Source organism: Cellulosimicrobium cellulans, assembly GCF_007679345.1.
GTDB classification, from domain to species: domain Bacteria; phylum Actinomycetota; class Actinomycetes; order Actinomycetales; family Cellulomonadaceae; genus Cellulomonas; species Cellulomonas cellulans_A.
Genome location: NZ_VEGH01000003.1, coordinates 18131 through 35019, shown reverse-complemented (window position 1 = coordinate 35019; position 16889 = coordinate 18131). Strand labels below are relative to the sequence as shown.

The following is a 16889-nucleotide window of genomic DNA, read 5'->3' as shown; positions in this document are numbered from 1 at the left end:
CCCGTCCGCGCCGAGCGCGGTGGCTCCAGCCACCGCACTGGGCGGGACCGACCGCGCTCGGCGGTCGGCGGCGCTCCGGGCCGCCGCCTCACGCCTCCGGCAGGTGCTCCCGCGCCCACAGCGCCGCGCTCGTCCGGTCCGCCACGCCGAGCAGCCGGAACACGTGCCCGACGTGCACCTTCACCGTGCGCTCGGCGATGCCGAGCTCCCGCCCGATCTGCTTGTTCGCCAGCCCGCGCGCCAGCAGCCGCAGCACGTCGCGCTCGCGGGCGCTGAGCCGGTCCTCGGGCCGGGGCGCGGCGGCGGACGGCAGCAGCGCGCCGGCCACCCGGGGGTCGAGCGGCGAGTAGCCCTGCGCCGCGGACCGCACGGCCGCGACCAGCTCCTCCGGCTCGCAGTCCTTCAGCAGGTAGCCGACGGCTCCGGCGGCGACGGCCGCGGAGACCCGGTCGTGGTCGGAGAACGACGTGAGCACCACGACGCGCGTGCCGGGCCGCAGCGCCAGCACCTGACGGGTCGCCTCGACGCCGTCGGTGCCGGGCATCGACAGGTCCATCAGGACCACGTCCGGAGCGAGCTCGGCCGCCAGCGCGACGGCCGCGGCCCCGTCGGCGGCCTGGCCGACCACGCGCATCCCGTCCGCCGCGTCGACCAGCCCCGCGAGCCCGGAGCGCACCAGGTGGTGGTCGTCGACGAGCAGCACGGCGATGTCCTCGGTCATCGCACCTCCACGTCGGGGTCGACGGCGAGCCGCCACCGGGTGCCCGCGCCGGGCGCGGACACGACGGACAGGTCCGCCCCGGCCGCGGCCGCCAGGTCGCCGAGCACGCGCAGCCCGAGGTGGCCCTCGGGCGGTTCGACCAGCGTCGCCGCCGCGTCGAACCCCGCTCCGTCGTCGTCGACCTCCAGCACCAGCAGGCCACCCGCCCGGGCCAGGGTCACCCGCACCTCGTCCGCGCCCGCGTGGGCGACGGCGTTGCGCACCGTCTCCTGCGCCACGCGGTAGACGAGCTGCTGGGCGTCGACGCCGACCCCGGCCAGCGCGTCCTGAGGCGCGTCGACGGTGACCCGCACCCCGCGCGCCGCGAGCCCGCCCGCCAGGTCGGCCAGGGCGGCGCCGAGCCCGGCGGTGCGCAGGCTCGGCGGGTAGATGTCGACGAGCAGGGACCGCAGCCCGCGGATGGAGGTCCGCACGGTGCCGCTCGCCGCTCGCACGTCCGCGGCGACGTCCGGGGCGCCGGCCCGTTCGGCGCGCTCGGCGGCGCCGGCGAGCGCGAACGACGACGCCGCGAGCTCCTGGACCACGCCGTCGTGCAGCGTCGCCGCGATGCGGCGGCGCTCGGCGTCGGACGCGTCGACCGCGCTGCGCAGCAGCCGCTCGCGCTGGTCCTGCCCGCGGCGCAGCCGGTCGAGCAGCGTCCACAGCACCGGCAGCAGCAGGACGAGCAGGAGCAGCAGGCTGGTCACCGTGATCCCGGCGAACCCGCGCCAGACGGCGGCGGCACGCTCGGTGACGACGTCGTACCGGCTGTAGGTCTCGAACAGCAGCACCGTGCCGTCCGGCGTCCACACCGGGCGGTAGACCTCGAGCAGCCGGCCCTGGTCGCGCTCGAACCGGTTCTCGGGCTCGTCGAGGTCGCTGACCTCGGCCTGCGTCGCCGGGTCGGCGAGCACCGCACGCTCGTCGTCGCCCAGCCCGAACGTGTCGCCGATCAGCCGGGGCTCGTCCGAGTACACGATCCGTCCGTCGGCGTCCCAGAGCTTCACCCGGACGACGGCGTCGCCGAGCACCCGGTCCCGGACGACCGCGTCCAGTGCCGCGAGGGCCTCCGGGTCGCCGGCTGCGACGCCGTCGGTCAGCGCGGGCTGCACGACGGCGTCGGCCAGCAGGTCGGTGCTGCGCGCGGCGTCGTTGACGGACTCCTGCTCGGCTATCCGGCGGCTCGCGCTGAGGCCGAGCACCGCGACCAGCACCAGCACGACCGCGGCAGCGGCGCCGACCTGCAGGAACACCCGCCAGGTCCGGACCGGGGCGACGGAGGCCGCAGCCGGCGCGCCGCGGCTGAGGACGACTCGGCCGTCCTCGGCCGCGGGCGCGGGCGTCTGCACAGCCGCCACCCTAGGTGCTGCGAGCACCGGTCAGTCGTCGCTGCCGTGGCCGCCGTGCCGGCCGCCGCTGTCGTCCCCGCCGTGGTGGCCGGAGTCGTCGGAGCCCGAGCCCGACGAGTGGTGGCCGGAGTCGTCGGAGCCCGAGCCCGACGAGTGGTGGCCGGAGTCGTCGGAGCCGGAGCCCGACGAGTGGTGGCCGGAGTCCTCCGCGGGCGCGGCCGGAGAGGCGAGGGTCGCCGGGGCGGCGGGGACGGCGGGCGCGGCCGGAGCCACGGTGCCCGTCCCGTTCACCCGGCGGTCGTCGCCGGGCTCGACGCGATCGTCGCGGTCGAGGCGGCCGCCGTGGTCGTCCGGCACGGCCGACGGCGAGGAGGAGCCGGACGGCGTCGCGTCGTCGGACGGCGACGTGGCGGCGCCGGTGCCGTTCGCGCGCCGGTCGTCGCCGGCCTCGGTGCGCAGGTCGCGGTCGGCGGCCCCGCCGCGGTCGTCGGCCGTCGGCGCCTGGCTGGGCACCGACACCGGCACCTCGCGGCTGAGGCTGGGGTTGGCGGTGAGGCCGACGACGGCGGGCACGACCGCCAGCGCGGCGGCGGCGGTGAACACCATGGTGCGCTTCACGGGGACTCCTCGGGTGGGTGGTGGATCCGACGAGTCAGTTCTCCCGCGCCGCGGGTCTGCCCCGCGATCGGACGTTGGTACTAGTACCCCTCCCCGGAGGTCCCGGCGCCGGCCGGAGCGCCGTCAGCCCCGGCGGTCGACCAGCAGCCACGCCCCCGCGGCGAGCACGGCCGCGGCGAGCAGCACGGACGGCCACGCGCCCAGCGCCCCGGCGAGGACGTGCGACGCGACGAAGCACGCCGCGCCGAGCACCACCACGGCCACCACCCGCACGGCCCCGGCCGCGGCCCACGACCGCCACGCGCACCAGGCCACGCCCAGCACGAGCACCACCCCGCCGAGCGCCCGGACGTCGGTGCCCTGCGCGACGGCGAACGCCGCCACCAGGGTCACCGCCGCCAGGACGGCCGTGGGCACCGCGACGAGCGGGCCCCGGGCCCCGGCGGGCCGGGACGGCGCCGCCGCCCCGACCCCGCCGGTCGGCCCGCCCGCAGACGGACCGGTCACTCGTCCGCCCCGACGACCGCGCCGGCGAACTGCGACTGGTACAGCCGGTGGTACGCCCCGCCCGCGGCGATCAGCTCGTCGTGCGTGCCCTTCTCGACGATCGCGCCGTGCTCCATCACGAGGATCAGGTCCGCGTCCCGGATGGTCGACAGCCGGTGCGCGATGACGAACGACGTGCGCCCCTGCCGCAGCGAGGCCATCGCCTGCTGCAGCAGCTTCTCGGTCCGCGTGTCGACCGACGACGTGGCCTCGTCGAGGATGAGGACCGACGGCCGCGCCACGAACGCGCGCGCGATCGTGATGAGCTGCTTCTCCCCGGCCGACAGGTTGGCCGCGTCCTCCTCCAGCACGGTGTCGTACCCGTGCGGCAGCGAGTGCACGAACCGGTCGACGTAGGTCGCCTGCGCCGCGGCGAGGATCTCCTCGTCCGTCGCCGACTGGCGGCCGTACCGGATGTTCTCCCGGATCGTGCCCGCGAACAGCCACGGGTCCTGCAGCACCATGCCGGTGCGTGCGCGGGCGTCGTGCCGGGACAGCGTCGCGATGTCCTGGCCGTTGACCAGGATGCGGCCGCCGTCCAGCTCGTAGAACCGCATGAGCAGGTTGACCAGCGTCGTCTTGCCGGCGCCGGTCGGGCCGACGATCGCGACCGTCTGCCCGGGGCGGACGGTGAACGACAGGTCGGTGATCAGCGGGTGCTCGGGGTCGTACGAGAACGCGACGTGCTCGAACTCGATGGTCCCGTCGCCCTCCGCCGGGGCGGGCGCCTGCGGGTCGTCCTCGCTCTGCTCGTCCTCGTCGAGCAGCTGGAACACCCGCTCGGCCGACGCGGTGCCGGACTGCACGACCGCGGCCATGCCGCCGAGCTCGGACAGCGGCTGGGTGAACATCTGCGTGTACTGGATGAACGCCTGGACGCTGCCGAGCAGCATCGTGCCGTTGGCGACCATGAGGCCGCCGAGCACCGCGATGCCGACGTAGGTGAGGTTGCTGACGAACGACATGCCCGGCCAGATGATGCCGGACAGGAACTGCGCCTTGAACGAGGCCTGGTAGAGCTCCTCGTTCTCCGCCTTGAACTTGTCCGCGAAGTCCTGACGGCGGCCGAAGACCTTGACGAGGGCGTGCCCGGAGAACGACTCCTCGACGCGGGCGTTCAGCCGGCCGACCTTGCGCCACTGGGTGCCGAAGGCCTTCTGCGACTTCGGGCCGATGACGCCGAAGATGACGCCCATCAGCGGGATGGACACCAGAGCCACCAGGGCCAGCTGCCACGAGATCGTGAACATCATGACCAGCACGCCGATCACGGTGAGGATCGAGGTCAGCGCCGAGGACAGCGACTGCTGCATCGTCTGGGTGATGTTGTCGATGTCGTTGGTGACGCGGGAGATCAGCTCGCCGCGCTGCACCTTGTCGAAGTACGCGAGCGGCAGCCGGTTGATCTTGGTCTCGACCTGCTCGCGCAGCCGCCACATGGCCCGGACCATGATCACGTTGATGATGTAGCCCTGCAGCCACATGAGCAGCGCTCCGGCGACGTACAGCGCGAGCACGGTCAGCAGCAGCCGGCCGAGCAGGTCGAAGTCGATGCCCGCGCCGGGCACCAGGTTCTCCGCCGCGGCGACCATGTCCGCGATCCGCTCCTGGCCGCCCGCCCGCAGCCCCTCGACCGCCTGCTCCTGGGTGAGCCCCGCCGGCAGCTGCCGGCCCATGAAGCCGGTGAAGACCGCGTCGGTGGCCCGGCCGAGCACCCGCGGGGCCAGCACGGTGAGCACCACGCCGGCGGTGCCCATGATCGTGACGGCCACGAGGGCCCACTTGTACGGGCGCAGCAGGCCGAGCATCCGCCCGAACGACTGCCCGAAGTTGTCGGCCTTGCCGGGCGCGACCGAGTCCCAGGAGTCCGACGCGAGGCGCGCCTGCTCCCCGAGCTCGATCTCGAGCTTCTCGTCCTCCGTCAGCTCCGGCTCGGCCTGCTTGGTCCGCGTCTTCTGGTCGCTCATGCGCCGGCCTCCACCGCGAGCTGGGACTCCGCGATCTCGCGGTACGTCTGGTTGGTCTCGAGCAGCTCGTCGTGCGTGCCGAGGCCGGCCACCCGGCCGTCCTCGAGGACGAGGATCTGGTCCGCGCCGGTCACCGTCGACACCCGCTGGGCGACGACGATCTTGGTGACGTCGGGCAGCTCGCGCCACAGCGCCTGCCGCAGCCGGGCGTCGGTCGCGAGGTCGAGCGCGGAGAACGAGTCGTCGAACAGCAGCACCGCCGGGCGCCGCACCAGGGCGCGCGCGATCGCGAGCCGCTGGCGCTGGCCGCCGGAGACGTTCGTGCCGCCCTGCGCGATCCGCGCCTCGAGCCCGCCCTCCATCTGGGACACGAAGTCGCTGGCCTGGGCGATCTCGAGAGCGCGCCACAGGTCGGCGTCGGTGGCGTCCTCCTGGCCGAGGCGGAGGTTGGACGCCACCGTCCCGGCGAACAGGAACGGCCGCTGCGGGACCAGGCCGATGCCCGCCCAGAGCTCCTCGACGTCGCGGTCGCGCACGTCGACTCCTTCGACCCGCACGGTGCCACCGGTCGTGTCGAACAGCCGCGGGACCAGCGAGACGAGCGTGGTCTTGCCCGCGCCGGTCGAGCCGATCACGGCGAGCGTCTGGCCCCGCCGGGCGGTGAAGGACACCCCGGAGAGCACGGCGTGCTCGGCCTCGGGGTAGGCGAAGGTGACGTCGTCGAACGCGACCTCGCCCGGCCGCGGCGTGCCCCGCACCGGCTCCGCCGGCTCGGCGAGCGTGGACTCGCTGGTCAGCACCTCGGTGATCCGCTCGGCGGACACGGCGGCGCGCGGGATCATCACCGTCATGAAGGTGGCCATGAGGACGCCCATGAGGATCTGGCCGATGTACTGCATGAACGCGAACAGCGTGCCGACCTGCACGTTGCCGTTGTCGACCTCGATGCCGCCGAACCAGATCACGCCGACGACGGTCACGTTGAGCACGAGCATCGCGAGCGGGAACAGCACGACGAACAGCGAGCCGATCTTGCGGCCGACGACCATGATGTCGGTGTTGGCACCCCGGAACCGCTCGCCCTCGATGTCCTCCCGGACGAAGGCACGCACGACGCGCACGCCGGTCAGCTGCTCGCGCATGATCCGGTTGACCGCGTCGAGCTTGGTCTGGAAGGACCGGAACAGCGGCACCATCCGGCTGATGATCAGCCCGGCGACCAGCAGCAGCACCGGCACGGAGACCGCGATCAGCCAGGACAGCCCCACGTCCTGGCGCAGCGCCATGATGATGCCGCCGATCGCGAGCATCGGGGCGCTGACCAGCATGGTCGAGCCCATCATCGCGAGCATCTGGACCTGCTGGACGTCGTTGGTGTTGCGCGTGATGAGCGAGCCCGCGCCGAAGCGGGAGATCTCCCGCTCCGAGTAGCCGCTCACGCGGCCGTACACGTCGTCGCGCAGGTCCCGCCCGACCTGCATCGCGGCCCGGGCGGCGAAGTAGGTGGCGATGATCGCGGCCACGATCTGGCCGAGCGACACCAGGAGCATGTACCCGCCGGCGCGCCAGATGAACCCCGTGTCCCCCTGCGCCACCCCCTCGTCGATGATGCGGGCGTTCAGGCTGGGCAGGTAGAGCATGGCGAGGGCCGAGCAGAGCTGGAACACCAGCACGCCGGCGAGCAGCCAGCGGTAGGGGCGCAGGTAGCGCGTGAGCAAGCGGGCGAGCACGTGGGTCTCCAGGGGTCGGCGGGCGACGAGGTCCGCGACCACGGGGCGGCGGGGGGGACCGTCCGCGATCGGCTCCGACAGGGTAGCCACCCCCACTGACACCCACCGCGTCCTTTTCGGTGACCCAGGTGGCGGCTCGGTACCTCCCCCGCCCGTCCTCGGGGCCGGCACTGACATCGGGGGTCCCGTGGCGGCCACAATCGCGGGATGGACCCGGCCCCGCTGCGCCGCAACCGCGACTTCAGGGCGCTGTGGGCCGGGCAGACGGTGTCCGCCCTCGGCACGAGCACGTCGTCGATCGCCTACCCGCTGCTCGTGCTGGCCGTCACGGGCTCGGCGGCGCAGGCCGGCCTCGTCGGGACCGTCCTGACCGCGACCACGTTGCTGCTGCGGCTCCCCGCGGCCGCGCTCGCCGACCGGGTGGACCGCCGCCGCACCATGCTCGTCTGCGACGCCGTGCGGTTCGCCGCCGTGGGCAGCCTCGCCGCGGCCGTCGCCGCTGGGAGGGCGACGCTGGCCCACGTGCTCGCGACCGCCGTCTGCGAGGCCGCGTGCGGGGTCCTGTTCGCCCCGGCCGAGACCGTGGCGGTCCGCCGCGTCGTGCACCCCGGGCAGGTCCGTCGCGCGGTCGCCGTCGGGCAGTCGCGCCAGCAGCTCGCGGGCCTGCTCGGCCCGACCCTCGGCGGTGCCCTGTTCGGGTGGGGCCGCGCGCTCCCGTTCGCCGTGGACGCACTGTCCTACCTCGCGTCCTTCGCCGCCGTCCGCTCGGTGCGGACCGCGCTGCCGGCGGGACGCCCGGGCGACGGCGCGACGGCGGAGCGGCCCGACGTCCTCGCGGGCGTGCGGTGGCTGTGGCGCCGTCCCCTGCTGCGCGCGGCGTGCCTGTGGCTGGCCGTGGCCGGCCCGGTCTTCGCGTCGCTCGGGATCGTGACGGTGGTCCTCGCCGCCGAGCTCGGTGCGACCCCCGCCCAGACCGGGTTCGCGTTCACGCTGTCCGGGGCCGGTGGGCTCCTGGGCGCGGTGGTGGCCCCGCGCGTCGTCGAGCGGGTCCGGCCCCGCGCGCTGCTCGTCACCTACGCCGGGCTGGCCGCGACCGCGACCGCGGGCCTGCTCGCCGCCTCGTCGGTGTGGGTGGTCGGGCTCCTGGGCGCGGTGGCGTTCTTCCCGGTGCCGGCCGTCAACGCCGCGATCACCGGGCGCGTGGTCGCCGCCTCGCCCGACGCGCTGCAGGGGCGGACCGTCGCGGCGGCGACCCAGCTGACCACGCTCGTCCAGCCCCTGGGGCCGGTACTCGTGGGGCTGGCGCTCGACGCCGCCGGGACCGGCCCCGTCGTCGTGGCCTGCGCCGGCGTGTCCGTCGTGCTGGCGGTCGTCGCGCTCCTGGCGCCCGCGCTCGGCGCGGAGCCGGACGCCGGGGCGACGACCGGCTGACCCCGGTCCGCCCCCGGCCCGTGCGCCGCGTCGGGGGGCGGTCGGCGGGCGAGGCCCGTTTTCGCCCGGTCCGGGACGGCACGGAGTCTTGTCCCGCCCCCGTGCCGCGCCCTAGTGTCGCGACTGTCCGAATTGTCCGATATGTCTCTACCGCGGACTCTGGCCACGAGGTCCCGGTGCAGCGCCCCTCCCGCCCAGCCGGCGGCCCGGACGCCGTCCCCGGGACGCCGGTCGGCCCGCGCACGGGACGCGACCGGAGGACTGACAGCGATGTCGAGCACCGGGGCGCACCGCGCCGCATCCCACCGCCCCGGGCTGGACCGCGTCCACCGCGCCGCTCCCGGCGCGCGCACCGGCCGCACCGGGACCGGGCGCCCTCGCGCCCGGCGCGGCCCCCCGCCCGCCGACTCCCACGGACGGTGACGCATGCCCGCTCCCCTCCCCTGGCCCCGGGTCCTGCTCGGCGGCACACCGGTCGACCTGCTGGACACCGCCGGCGCCGTCGACACCGTCGTCGGGCACGCGACCCGGGGGGCCACGTGGCCCCTCGGCGTCATGAGCGCCAACCTCGACCACATCCACCACTTCGGGTACCACGGGCCGTCCTCCCTGGTGCCGTTCGCCTGGGCGCACCCGGACGCCGGCGACCCGTACCCCACCGGCCCGCCGGCGGACGACCCGCTCGGCGGGCTCGCGCCGGTCCGCTGGCTCAACCTCCTCGACGGGGCACCGCTGGTCCGTCGCGCGGAGCACCTCACGGGCCACCCCTGGCCCCGGCTCGCGGGCAGCGACCTCATCGCGCCGGTGCTCGACCGCGCGGCGTCCGACGGCCTGCGGGTCGGGTTCCTCGGCGGCCGGCCCGACGTGCTCGACGCGCTGGTGGCGCGGCTGGCCGCCGACCGGCCCGGGCTCGCGGTCGCCGGGACCTGGTCGCCCCCGCGGCGCGACCTGGACGACGCGGCCGCCTGCCGCGCCTGGGCCGCGCTCGTGCGGCACGCCGCGGCCGACGTCGTCGTGGTCGGCCTGGGCAAGCCCCGCCAGGAACGGTGGATCGCGCGGTACGGCCCCCTGACCGGGGCCGCGGTCCTGCTCGCGTTCGGCGCCGTCGTCGACTTCCTCGCGGGCGCGGCGCAGCGGGCCCCGGAGGCGGTCCGGGACCACGGCTGGGAGTGGGCGTGGCGGCTCGCGCACGAGCCGCGGCGGCTCGCCCGCCGGTACCTGCTCGACGGGCCGCCCGCCTACGACGTGCTGGCGCGGCGCAGCTTCGTGCTCGTGCCCGGGACGCCCGACGCGGCGGGGCGCGCGTGACGGCGCAGGCCGAGCGCCGGGCCACCGCGGGCCCGGCGTTCGCCGCGGTGGACGCCCCCGCGGCCCTGGGCGTGCTGGTGGTCACCTACGACAACGAGGCGCACCTGGACCGGTTGCTCGGGAGCCTGCGGCTCGAGGCCGCCGGCACCCCGATGCGGGTCGTCGTGGTCGACAACGGGTCGTCCGACGGCACGGTCCGCCGCGCCCGCGCGCACGCCGACGTCCTCACCCTGACCGGTCACGGCAACGTCGGGTACGCCGGTGGGATCAACGTCGGCCTGGCGCGGCTGGGGGACGTCCCGGCGACGCTGGTGCTGAACGCCGACCTGGTGCTGGAGCCGGGTGCCGTGCCCGCCCTGCTCGCGCGGCTGCAGCGGAGCCGGGCCGGCATCGTGCTGCCCCTGCTGCTCGACCGGGCGGGCGCCGTGCAGCCCTCGCTGAGACGCGAGCCGTCGGTGACGCGGTCCCTCGGGGACGCGGTGCTGGGGCGGTTCCTCGGCGACCGGCCCGGCTGGCTGTCCGAGACGGTGCGCGACCCCACCGCGTACGCCTGGGCGCACCCGGTCGACTGGGGCACCGGCGCCGCGATGCTCGTGCGCGCGGAGGCCGCCCGTGCGATCGGGCCCTGGGACGAACGGTTCTTCCTGTACTCCGAGGAGACCGACTACTGCCGCCGCGCCCGGGAGGCCGGCTGGGAGGTGTGGTTCGAGCCGGCGGCCCGGGTCCGGCACGCCGCGGGCGGGTCCGGCCGCGGACCCGAGCTCACCGCCCTGCTCCAGGTGAATCGCGTCCGGTACGCGCGCAAGCACCGCGCCGCGCCGCTCGCCGCCGCGACCCTCGCGGTCACGGTGGCCGGGTCCGTCGCGCGCACCTGGGACGCGGGCCACCGGTCGGCGGTCCGGGCGCTGCTGGTGCCCGCCGCCCGCCGGGCGCTGCCGCGTGGGATGCCGACCGGGCTGGCGCAGGAGGGCGGGGCGGGCGGCGCCGCGTCGGAGGCCCGCGAGAGCGCTGCTGCCGGGCCGGCGGTGCCACCACGGGCGCCCGTCGACGGCACCGTGATCATCGCGGCGCACGACGAGGCGGCGGTCATCGGCCGCACCCTCGCCGGACTGGCGCCCTGGGCCCGCACGGCGGGCGTCGACGTCGTGGTGGTGTGCAACGGGTGCCAGGACGGCACCGCCGCAGTCGCGCGGCGGTTCCCCGGCGTCCGGGTGCTGGAGATCCCGGAGGCGTCGAAGCCGCGCGCGCTCGACGCCGGGGACCGCGCCGCGCGCCGGTACCCGCGCGTCTACCTGGACGCGGACGTGGCCGCTGCCCCGGCCGCGGTGGCCGCGACGCTGCGGGCGCTCGCCGACGGCCCGTGGCTCGCCGCCCGCCCGCCCGCCGCGGTGGACCTGGCCGGGGCCTCCGCGCCCGTGCGGGCGTTCCACCGGGCCCGGGCACGACTGGCCGGCCCGCGCGACGCCCTCTGGGGGGCGGGGGTGTACGGGCTGTCCGAGCGCGGCCACGCGCGGCTCGGCGGGTTCCCGGACCTCGTGGCGGACGACCTGTGGGTGGACGCGCTGTTCGCGACCGGGGAGAAGGGCGTGGTCGACGCCCCGCCGGTGCGCGTCGTCGCGCCCCGCACCGCGCGCAGCCTCGTCCGGGTGCTCGCGCGGACCGCGCGCGGCACGTCGGAGGTGCGGGCGCGCGCGCTCGCCAGGACGGCGGGGGCGGGGACACCCGGCCCGGTCCCCGGGCCCGGCCGGACCGCCGCGGCGCTGCTGCGGACGGTCCGCGGGCCGCGCAGCGCGGTCGACGCGGCGGTGTACGCCGCGCTCGTCACCCTCGGTCGGGCGCGGGCCCGGCTGGGGACCCGGGCGGGGCGCCCGAGCCGCTGGGAGCGCGACGAGAGCAGCCGGCGGTGACGCGCCGCCAGGGCGGGACCGGCGCCGGGCCCGGGGCGCCGGGCGGCGTCGTGCTGGGCTACCTCGTCCCCGAGTTCCCCGGCCAGACGCACGCGTTCTTCTGGCGGGAGGTCACGGCGCTGGAGCGGGCGGGTGCGCGCCCCGTCCTGGTCTCGACCCGCCACCCCCGCCGGCCCGCGGCGCACCCGTGGGCGGACGCGGCGGCAGCGCGCACCACGTACCTCGCCGACCCGACGGCGAGGGCGGCCGCCGGCGTGGCGGGAGTGCTCGCCCGCGCCGTCACGACCGGCCGGTGGCGGGCGGTGCTGCGCGAGGCGCGCACCGCGGCGCTCGCGGGGGCGAGCGGAGCCGCAGGGCCGAGCGGGGCCGCGGGGCCGAGCGGGGCCGCAGGGCCGAACGAGGCCGCGGGGCCGAGCGAGGAGGCCGGCGCGGACGGGGCCGGGCGGACGGGCGAGGCCGGCGGAGACCGGTCGGCCGGCGCCGGGCGACCAGCGCCGGCACTCCGCGCCGCCGCCCGTGCCGCCGGCCTCACCCTCGCGGCCGCCCGGCTCGCCGCCCTGGGCCGCGCCGGTGGTTGGCAGCACCTGCACGTGCACTCCTGCGCCGACGCGGCCCAGGTCGCCGCCCTCGCCCGGCTGCTGGGCGGCCCGCCCTACAGCCTGACGCTGCACGGGCCGCTCGCCGACTACGGGGGCAACCAGCGCGGCAAGTGGCGCGGCGCGACCTTCGGGCTGGCGATCACCGCCGACCTGCGGGGCGAGCTCCGCGCCGCGCTCGGTCCGGACGCACCCGCGGTCGTCGCGCTCGCTCCGATGGGCGTGGACCCGGACGCGTTCGCCCGGGCGCTCCCCTACCGCCCGTGGGCGGGGGCCGGGCCGCTGCGCCTGGTCGCCTGCGGCCGGCTCAACCCGGCCAAGGGGCACGACGACCTGCTGCGCGCCCTCCGCCTCCTGGTCGACCGCGGCCTGGACGCTCGGTTGGTGGTGCTCGGCGAGGACGAGCGGGGCGGCGCGGGGCACCGTCGCGACCTGGAGGCGCTCGTGGGCGCCCTCGGGCTCGCCGACCGCGTGCGGCTGCCGGGTGCGGTCGGCGAGGACCGGGTGCGCGCCGAGCTCGGGGCCGCGCACGTGTTCGCGCTCGCCAGCCACGCCGAGCCGCTCGGGGTCGCGGTGATGGAGGCGCTCGCGATGGAGCTGCCCGTCGTGGTGTGCGCGGGCGGGGGCGTCGGCGAGCTGGTCACCGACGGCCGGACCGGCCTCCTCGTGCCGCCGCGGGACCCGGAGGCGCTGGCGGCGGCGGTGGCCCGGGTCGCGGCGGACCCCGCGCTGGCCACGGCGCTCGGGGCCGCGGGCCGGCGGCACGTCGTCGCGGGGTACGCGAGCGCACGCGGGGCGCGCACGCTGCTCGAGCTCGTGGTCCCGGCGACCGCAGCCCCGTCGGGGGCTGCCCGCGCCCGCGCCGCGACGGTGCCCGCGCCGGCCCCCGCGGTCGGGGGCCCGCGGTGAGCGCCGCCCGCCGGGTCTGCGCCGGCCTGGCCGTCGCCGGGGTGTGCTTCGGCTCCTGCGCCGGCCCGACGCAGGAGCCGACCGCGTCGCCGTCCCCCACCCCCGAGCCGTCCTGGGGGGCCCTCGCGTGGCGGGAGGTCGACGGCGGCCCGGGCTACTACGACCGGTTCGACCCGACCCTCCCGCCGGAGCAGCGCACGTTCCCGGTCGGCGTCTGGCTGGAGAGCGTCACCGACCCCGGGGACGTCGTGCTCGATCGCGCGGCCGGGCTCACCACCTACGTCGACCTCACGACGGACTCCGACCTGGCCCTGCTCGACGGCTCCGGCCTCGCCGCGCTCGTCGGCCGCGAGGACCCGCGCGCGGCCGGCGGCGTGCTCGCCGACGAGGTGGACATGTGGGCGGGTGCCGGGGACAGCGGCTGGACCGGGCTCTGGCCGGGTCAGGGCGAGGTCTGCGACCCGGCCAACACCCCGTGCGGGTACACGGTCCAGGCCGCCGTGCGGGCCGGGCTCCCCGAGGGTGCGCTGACCTACGCGAACTACGGCAAGGGCGTCGCGTTCCGCCTCGACGACGCGGAGGCCGCCCGGTTCGTCAACGACTACGCCGACGTCGTCTCGGCCGACACCTACTGGTTCACGGACCCGCACATCTGCGGCGGGCACGAGGGCGGCCTGCTGCTCGCCGACGGGCAGCCCCTGACGGAGCCGGAGTGCCGGCGCGCGGCGAACTACGGGCGCACCGTCGACCGGGTCCGCTCCCTCGTCGACCCGCCCGGCAGCAGGCCGGTGTGGGCGTTCGTCGAGCTCGGCCACCCGTTCTCCGAGGACGACGCGCCGACGATCACCGGGCCGCAGGTGCGCGCCGCCGTGTGGAGCAGCGTGATCCACGGAGCGCGTGGGGTCGTCTACTTCAACCACAGCTTCGGGGGCGACTGCGAGTCGTTCCACCTGCTGCGCGAGCCGTGCGGCGCCGAGGTGCGGCCGTGGGTGACTGACCTGAACCGACAGCTCGCCGAGCTCGGCCCCGCGCTGACCGCGCCGTTCCTCGACGGCGCGGTGCGGCCCGACGGCCCGGTCGACACCGCGGTGAAGGTCGACGGGGACGACCAGTACCTGTTCGCGGCGGCCACCGACGGGGCGGCGACCGTGCGGTTCGACCTGCGGTGCGCGGCCGACGGCACCGTCACCGTCCTCGGCGAGGACCGCACCCTCGCGCTCGAGGGCGGGTCGTTCACCGACGCGTTCGCCGACGGCCTGGCCGTGCACCTGTACCGCTACGACCACGCTCCGGGTGCCGCGCCGGGGTGCGCCGGGCCGTGACCGCGCTCCAGCCGCGGCCGGCCGTGCCGCTCCCCGCGCCGACCGCCGCCGCCCCGTCGGACGCCGCGCCGCCGGACGCCGCGCCGCCGGGCGTCGCCGCGCCGGCGCCGGAGCGGGGCGTGCCGCTGCTGCTCCGCGCCGCCCTGGTCACCATCGGTGCCGCGCCGGCCAGCCTGGTGATCGCCCCGATCGGCGCCGCCGGGACCGTCCCCATGCTGCTGACGCTGCTGCTCGGCGCGTTCTGGGTCGTCTCGTGGGCGTGGGGGCTGCACGACCCGCTGACCGCCCGGCACCCCGGCCGGCTCGCCGTGGCGGCCCTGCTGCTGGCCACGGTGGCGTCGTCGGCGGCGCTCTGGCTCGGGACGACCGGCGGCAGCACGGTGGTGACCCGGGCCGCCGGCGAGCGCTGGCTGCTGCTCGTGCTCGCCAGCGCGACGCTCGTCACCGTGCTCCCCGAGTGCGCGCGGACGGTGACCGGGGCCGCGCAGTGCGCCCGCGCGCTCCTCGACGGGGCGGTCGTGTGCTGCCTCGTCGCCCTCGTGCAGTTCCTGCTGCACGTCGACCCGGTGGACTGGGCACCCTGGGTCATGCCCGGGTTCACCCCCAACGGCGGCGACACCCCGTTCCAGCCCCGCGGCGCGCTCGTCCGCGTCGCGGGGACCACCTTCTCCCCGATCGAGCTCGGGGTCGTCGCCTCGATGCTGCTGCCGCTGTCGATCTGGCGGGCCGTCTACGACCGGAGCGGGCGCCTGTGGGCGCACCTGCTCCGGACCGGGCTCCTCGTGGTCGCCGTCGCCGTGAGCATCTCGCGGTCGGGCGTCCTCGGTCTGGCCGTCGCGACGGCCGTGGCGCTGCCCTTCCTCCCCCGGACCGCGCGCCGCTGGGTGCTGGTCACGGCGCCGGTGGCCGTCGCCGGGCTGTTCCTGTCCGTGCCGGGCCTGGTGAGCACGCTCGGGGGCGCGCTGGGGGCGGACGCCTCCGACCCCTCGATCTCGACCCGGCTCGACAACTACCCGCGGGTGGTCGCGATGTTCGACGCGCACCCGCTGCTCGGGCTCGGGCCCGGGAACTACATGCCGGAGGACGCGCTGCACATCCTGGACAACCAGTACCTGAACGCGCTGGTGACCACGGGAGCCGTGGGCGTCGCCGCGACCGTCGTCTACCTGGTGCTGCCCGGGGTCACGGGCCTGCACGCCGCCCGCACCGCGCGGTCGCCCCGGCTGCGCTGCCTCGCCGGCTCGCTCGCCGCCGGCACCCTCGCGGGCGCGGTGTGCTCGCTCACGTTCGACTCGCTGTCCTTCCCCGTCTTCGCGCTGATGTTCCCCGCGCTGGTCGGGCTGTCGGGGGCGGCGTGGTTGCTGGTGCGTCAGGAGGAGGAGCCGTGGACCCGACCGACGTCCTGAGGACGCTGTGGCAGCAGCGCTGGTACGTGCTGCCCGCCCTGCTGCTCAGCCTCGCCGCCGCCGCGTACGTGTACGGGTTCGCGCCGCGCAGCTACGAGGCGACCTCGACCTACGCCCTGGTCAACCCCGCGGTGCCCACCACCGAGGAGCTCGAGGGCGACCCGGCGCTCGCGGCCCTGAACGGGGACAACCCGTACCTGCGGTCCGCCGACACCAACCTCATCACCGACGCGCTCATCGCCCGCCTGGGCGCCGCGTCCACGGTGGAGCAGCTCGAGGCCGACGGGGTCGGCACGGACTACGGGGTCGGCCCGGGGGTCGGCGGGAACGGCTTCGTGGTCGACATCACCGGCGTGGGCCCGACCCCCGAGGCCGCCGTGGCCACCACGACCGCGGTCGGCACGGTGCTCGAGGCCGAGCTGGAGGATCTGCAGCGGGTCAACGGCGCCGACGACCGGTACCTGTTCACGCCGCTGCTCCTCGCGCCGCCCGACGACGCCACCGAGCAGTTCTCCAGCCGGCTGCGTGCCGTCATCGTCGTGCTGCTCGGGGGCGCGGTGCTGGTGTTCGGCGCGGCGAGCCTGGGCCGCTGGCGCTCGGGGACGCGGGCGCGGCGGGCGCAGGCGCGAGCGGCGGACGCGACGGACAGCGCGGGCGGGGCTGCGGGCGGCGACCCGGTGGCGGGCACGGACGCGGACTCGGTGGCCGGCGCAGGCTCGGGTGCGGCGGACGAGGACGCGGAATCACCGCCGGGTACGGGCTCGGCGGCGGGCACGGACGCGGCGTCGCCCCCCGCCGCGCCGAGCGCGCCCGCGCCCGACGCGGCACCCCCGCGCGAGCCGCCGGAGGCGGACACCGTCACCACCTCCCGCACGCCCCGGTCACCTCGACGCGTCCCCGCGCGCACCGCGCGCGGCACCGGCACCCCGACTGCCAGGCGCCCGCTCTGACCCCGCCCCGTCTCGCCGAGACGGCAGCTCTCGGCCGCACCGGGCGCGCACGAGACAGCCGAGAGCCGCCCTCTCGGGGCAGGGCGTCGG

General features: G+C 77.0%; 13 protein-coding genes. 7 read left to right on the top strand and 6 right to left on the bottom strand.

Going from position 1 to position 16889, the window contains the following annotated elements; all coding sequences use genetic code 11:
* Positions 1–88 precede the first annotated feature (88 nt).
* The 6 genes from FS882_RS04535 to FS882_RS04510 form a co-directional block, all read right to left on the bottom strand.
* Positions 89–721 (bottom strand): response regulator, encoded by a 633-nt coding sequence (locus FS882_RS04535; protein ID WP_158371337.1) that lies wholly within the window; start codon positions 719–721, stop codon positions 89–91.
* Entirely contained in the window at positions 718–2109 is a 1392-nt protein-coding gene (locus FS882_RS04530; RefSeq protein ID WP_158371334.1) for a sensor histidine kinase, read from the bottom strand. The genes FS882_RS04535 and FS882_RS04530 overlap by 4 nt, the downstream gene beginning before the upstream one ends.
* A 30-nt stretch (positions 2110–2139) precedes the next feature.
* Complete coding sequence (locus FS882_RS04525) at positions 2140–2727, bottom strand: hypothetical protein (RefSeq protein WP_158371332.1); 588 nt, start codon at positions 2725–2727, stop codon at positions 2140–2142.
* Positions 2728–2850: 123 nt separating this feature from the next.
* Positions 2851–3144, bottom strand: a complete 294-nt coding sequence (locus FS882_RS04520) for a hypothetical protein (RefSeq protein WP_158371329.1) — start codon at positions 3142–3144, stop codon at positions 2851–2853.
* A gap of 86 nt (positions 3145–3230) precedes the next feature.
* Entirely contained in the window at positions 3231–5240 is a 2010-nt protein-coding gene (locus FS882_RS04515; RefSeq protein ID WP_158371326.1) for an ABC transporter ATP-binding protein, read from the bottom strand.
* A complete protein-coding gene (locus FS882_RS04510) occupies positions 5237–6970 on the bottom strand; it encodes an ABC transporter ATP-binding protein (protein WP_158372032.1) in 1734 nt (577 codons plus the stop codon). Before FS882_RS04510 ends, FS882_RS04515 begins: the two co-directional genes overlap by 4 nt.
* A 207-nt stretch (positions 6971–7177) precedes the next feature.
* Here FS882_RS04510 and FS882_RS04505 point away from each other — a divergent pair, with 207 nt between their 5' ends.
* From FS882_RS04505 to FS882_RS04475, 7 genes are all read left to right on the top strand, one after another.
* A complete protein-coding gene (locus FS882_RS04505) occupies positions 7178–8401 on the top strand; it encodes an MFS transporter (protein ID WP_158371324.1) in 1224 nt (407 codons plus the stop codon).
* Positions 8402–8827: 426 nt separating this feature from the next.
* Positions 8828–9709, top strand: coding sequence for a WecB/TagA/CpsF family glycosyltransferase (locus FS882_RS04500; RefSeq protein ID WP_158371319.1), 882 nt, complete (start codon positions 8828–8830; stop codon positions 9707–9709).
* Positions 9706–11616, top strand: a complete 1911-nt coding sequence (locus FS882_RS04495) for a glycosyltransferase family 2 protein (RefSeq protein ID WP_187365134.1) — start codon at positions 9706–9708, stop codon at positions 11614–11616. Before FS882_RS04500 ends, FS882_RS04495 begins: the two co-directional genes overlap by 4 nt.
* Positions 11613–13121: an exopolysaccharide biosynthesis GT4 family glycosyltransferase EpsE gene (epsE, locus tag FS882_RS04490; protein ID WP_158371314.1), complete on the top strand. Its 1509-nt coding sequence runs from the start codon at positions 11613–11615 to the stop codon at positions 13119–13121. Before FS882_RS04495 ends, epsE begins: the two co-directional genes overlap by 4 nt.
* Positions 13118–14443 (top strand): hypothetical protein, encoded by a 1326-nt coding sequence (locus FS882_RS04485; protein ID WP_187365133.1) that lies wholly within the window; start codon positions 13118–13120, stop codon positions 14441–14443. Before epsE ends, FS882_RS04485 begins: the two co-directional genes overlap by 4 nt.
* On the top strand, positions 14440–15849 hold the full coding sequence (locus FS882_RS04480) for an O-antigen ligase family protein (protein WP_158371312.1): 1410 nt from the start codon (positions 14440–14442) through the stop codon (positions 15847–15849). The genes FS882_RS04485 and FS882_RS04480 overlap by 4 nt, the downstream gene beginning before the upstream one ends.
* Entirely contained in the window at positions 15828–16799 is a 972-nt protein-coding gene (locus FS882_RS04475; RefSeq protein ID WP_158371309.1) for a hypothetical protein, read from the top strand. The genes FS882_RS04480 and FS882_RS04475 overlap by 22 nt, the downstream gene beginning before the upstream one ends.
* Positions 16800–16889 lie beyond the last annotated feature (90 nt).

Bases quoted from the DNA above. Each gene is read 5' to 3' on its own strand.
- FS882_RS04535 (WP_158371337.1), bottom strand. From the start codon at position 721: ATGACCGAGGACATCGCCGTGCTGCTCGTCGACGACCACCACCTGGTG.
- FS882_RS04505 (WP_158371324.1), top strand. From the start codon at position 7,178: ATGGACCCGGCCCCGCTGCGCCGCAACCGCGACTTCAGGGCGCTGTGG.
- FS882_RS04500 (WP_158371319.1), top strand. From the start codon at position 8,828: ATGCCCGCTCCCCTCCCCTGGCCCCGGGTCCTGCTCGGCGGCACACCG.
- FS882_RS04515 (WP_158371326.1), bottom strand. From the start codon at position 5,240: ATGAGCGACCAGAAGACGCGGACCAAGCAGGCCGAGCCGGAGCTGACG.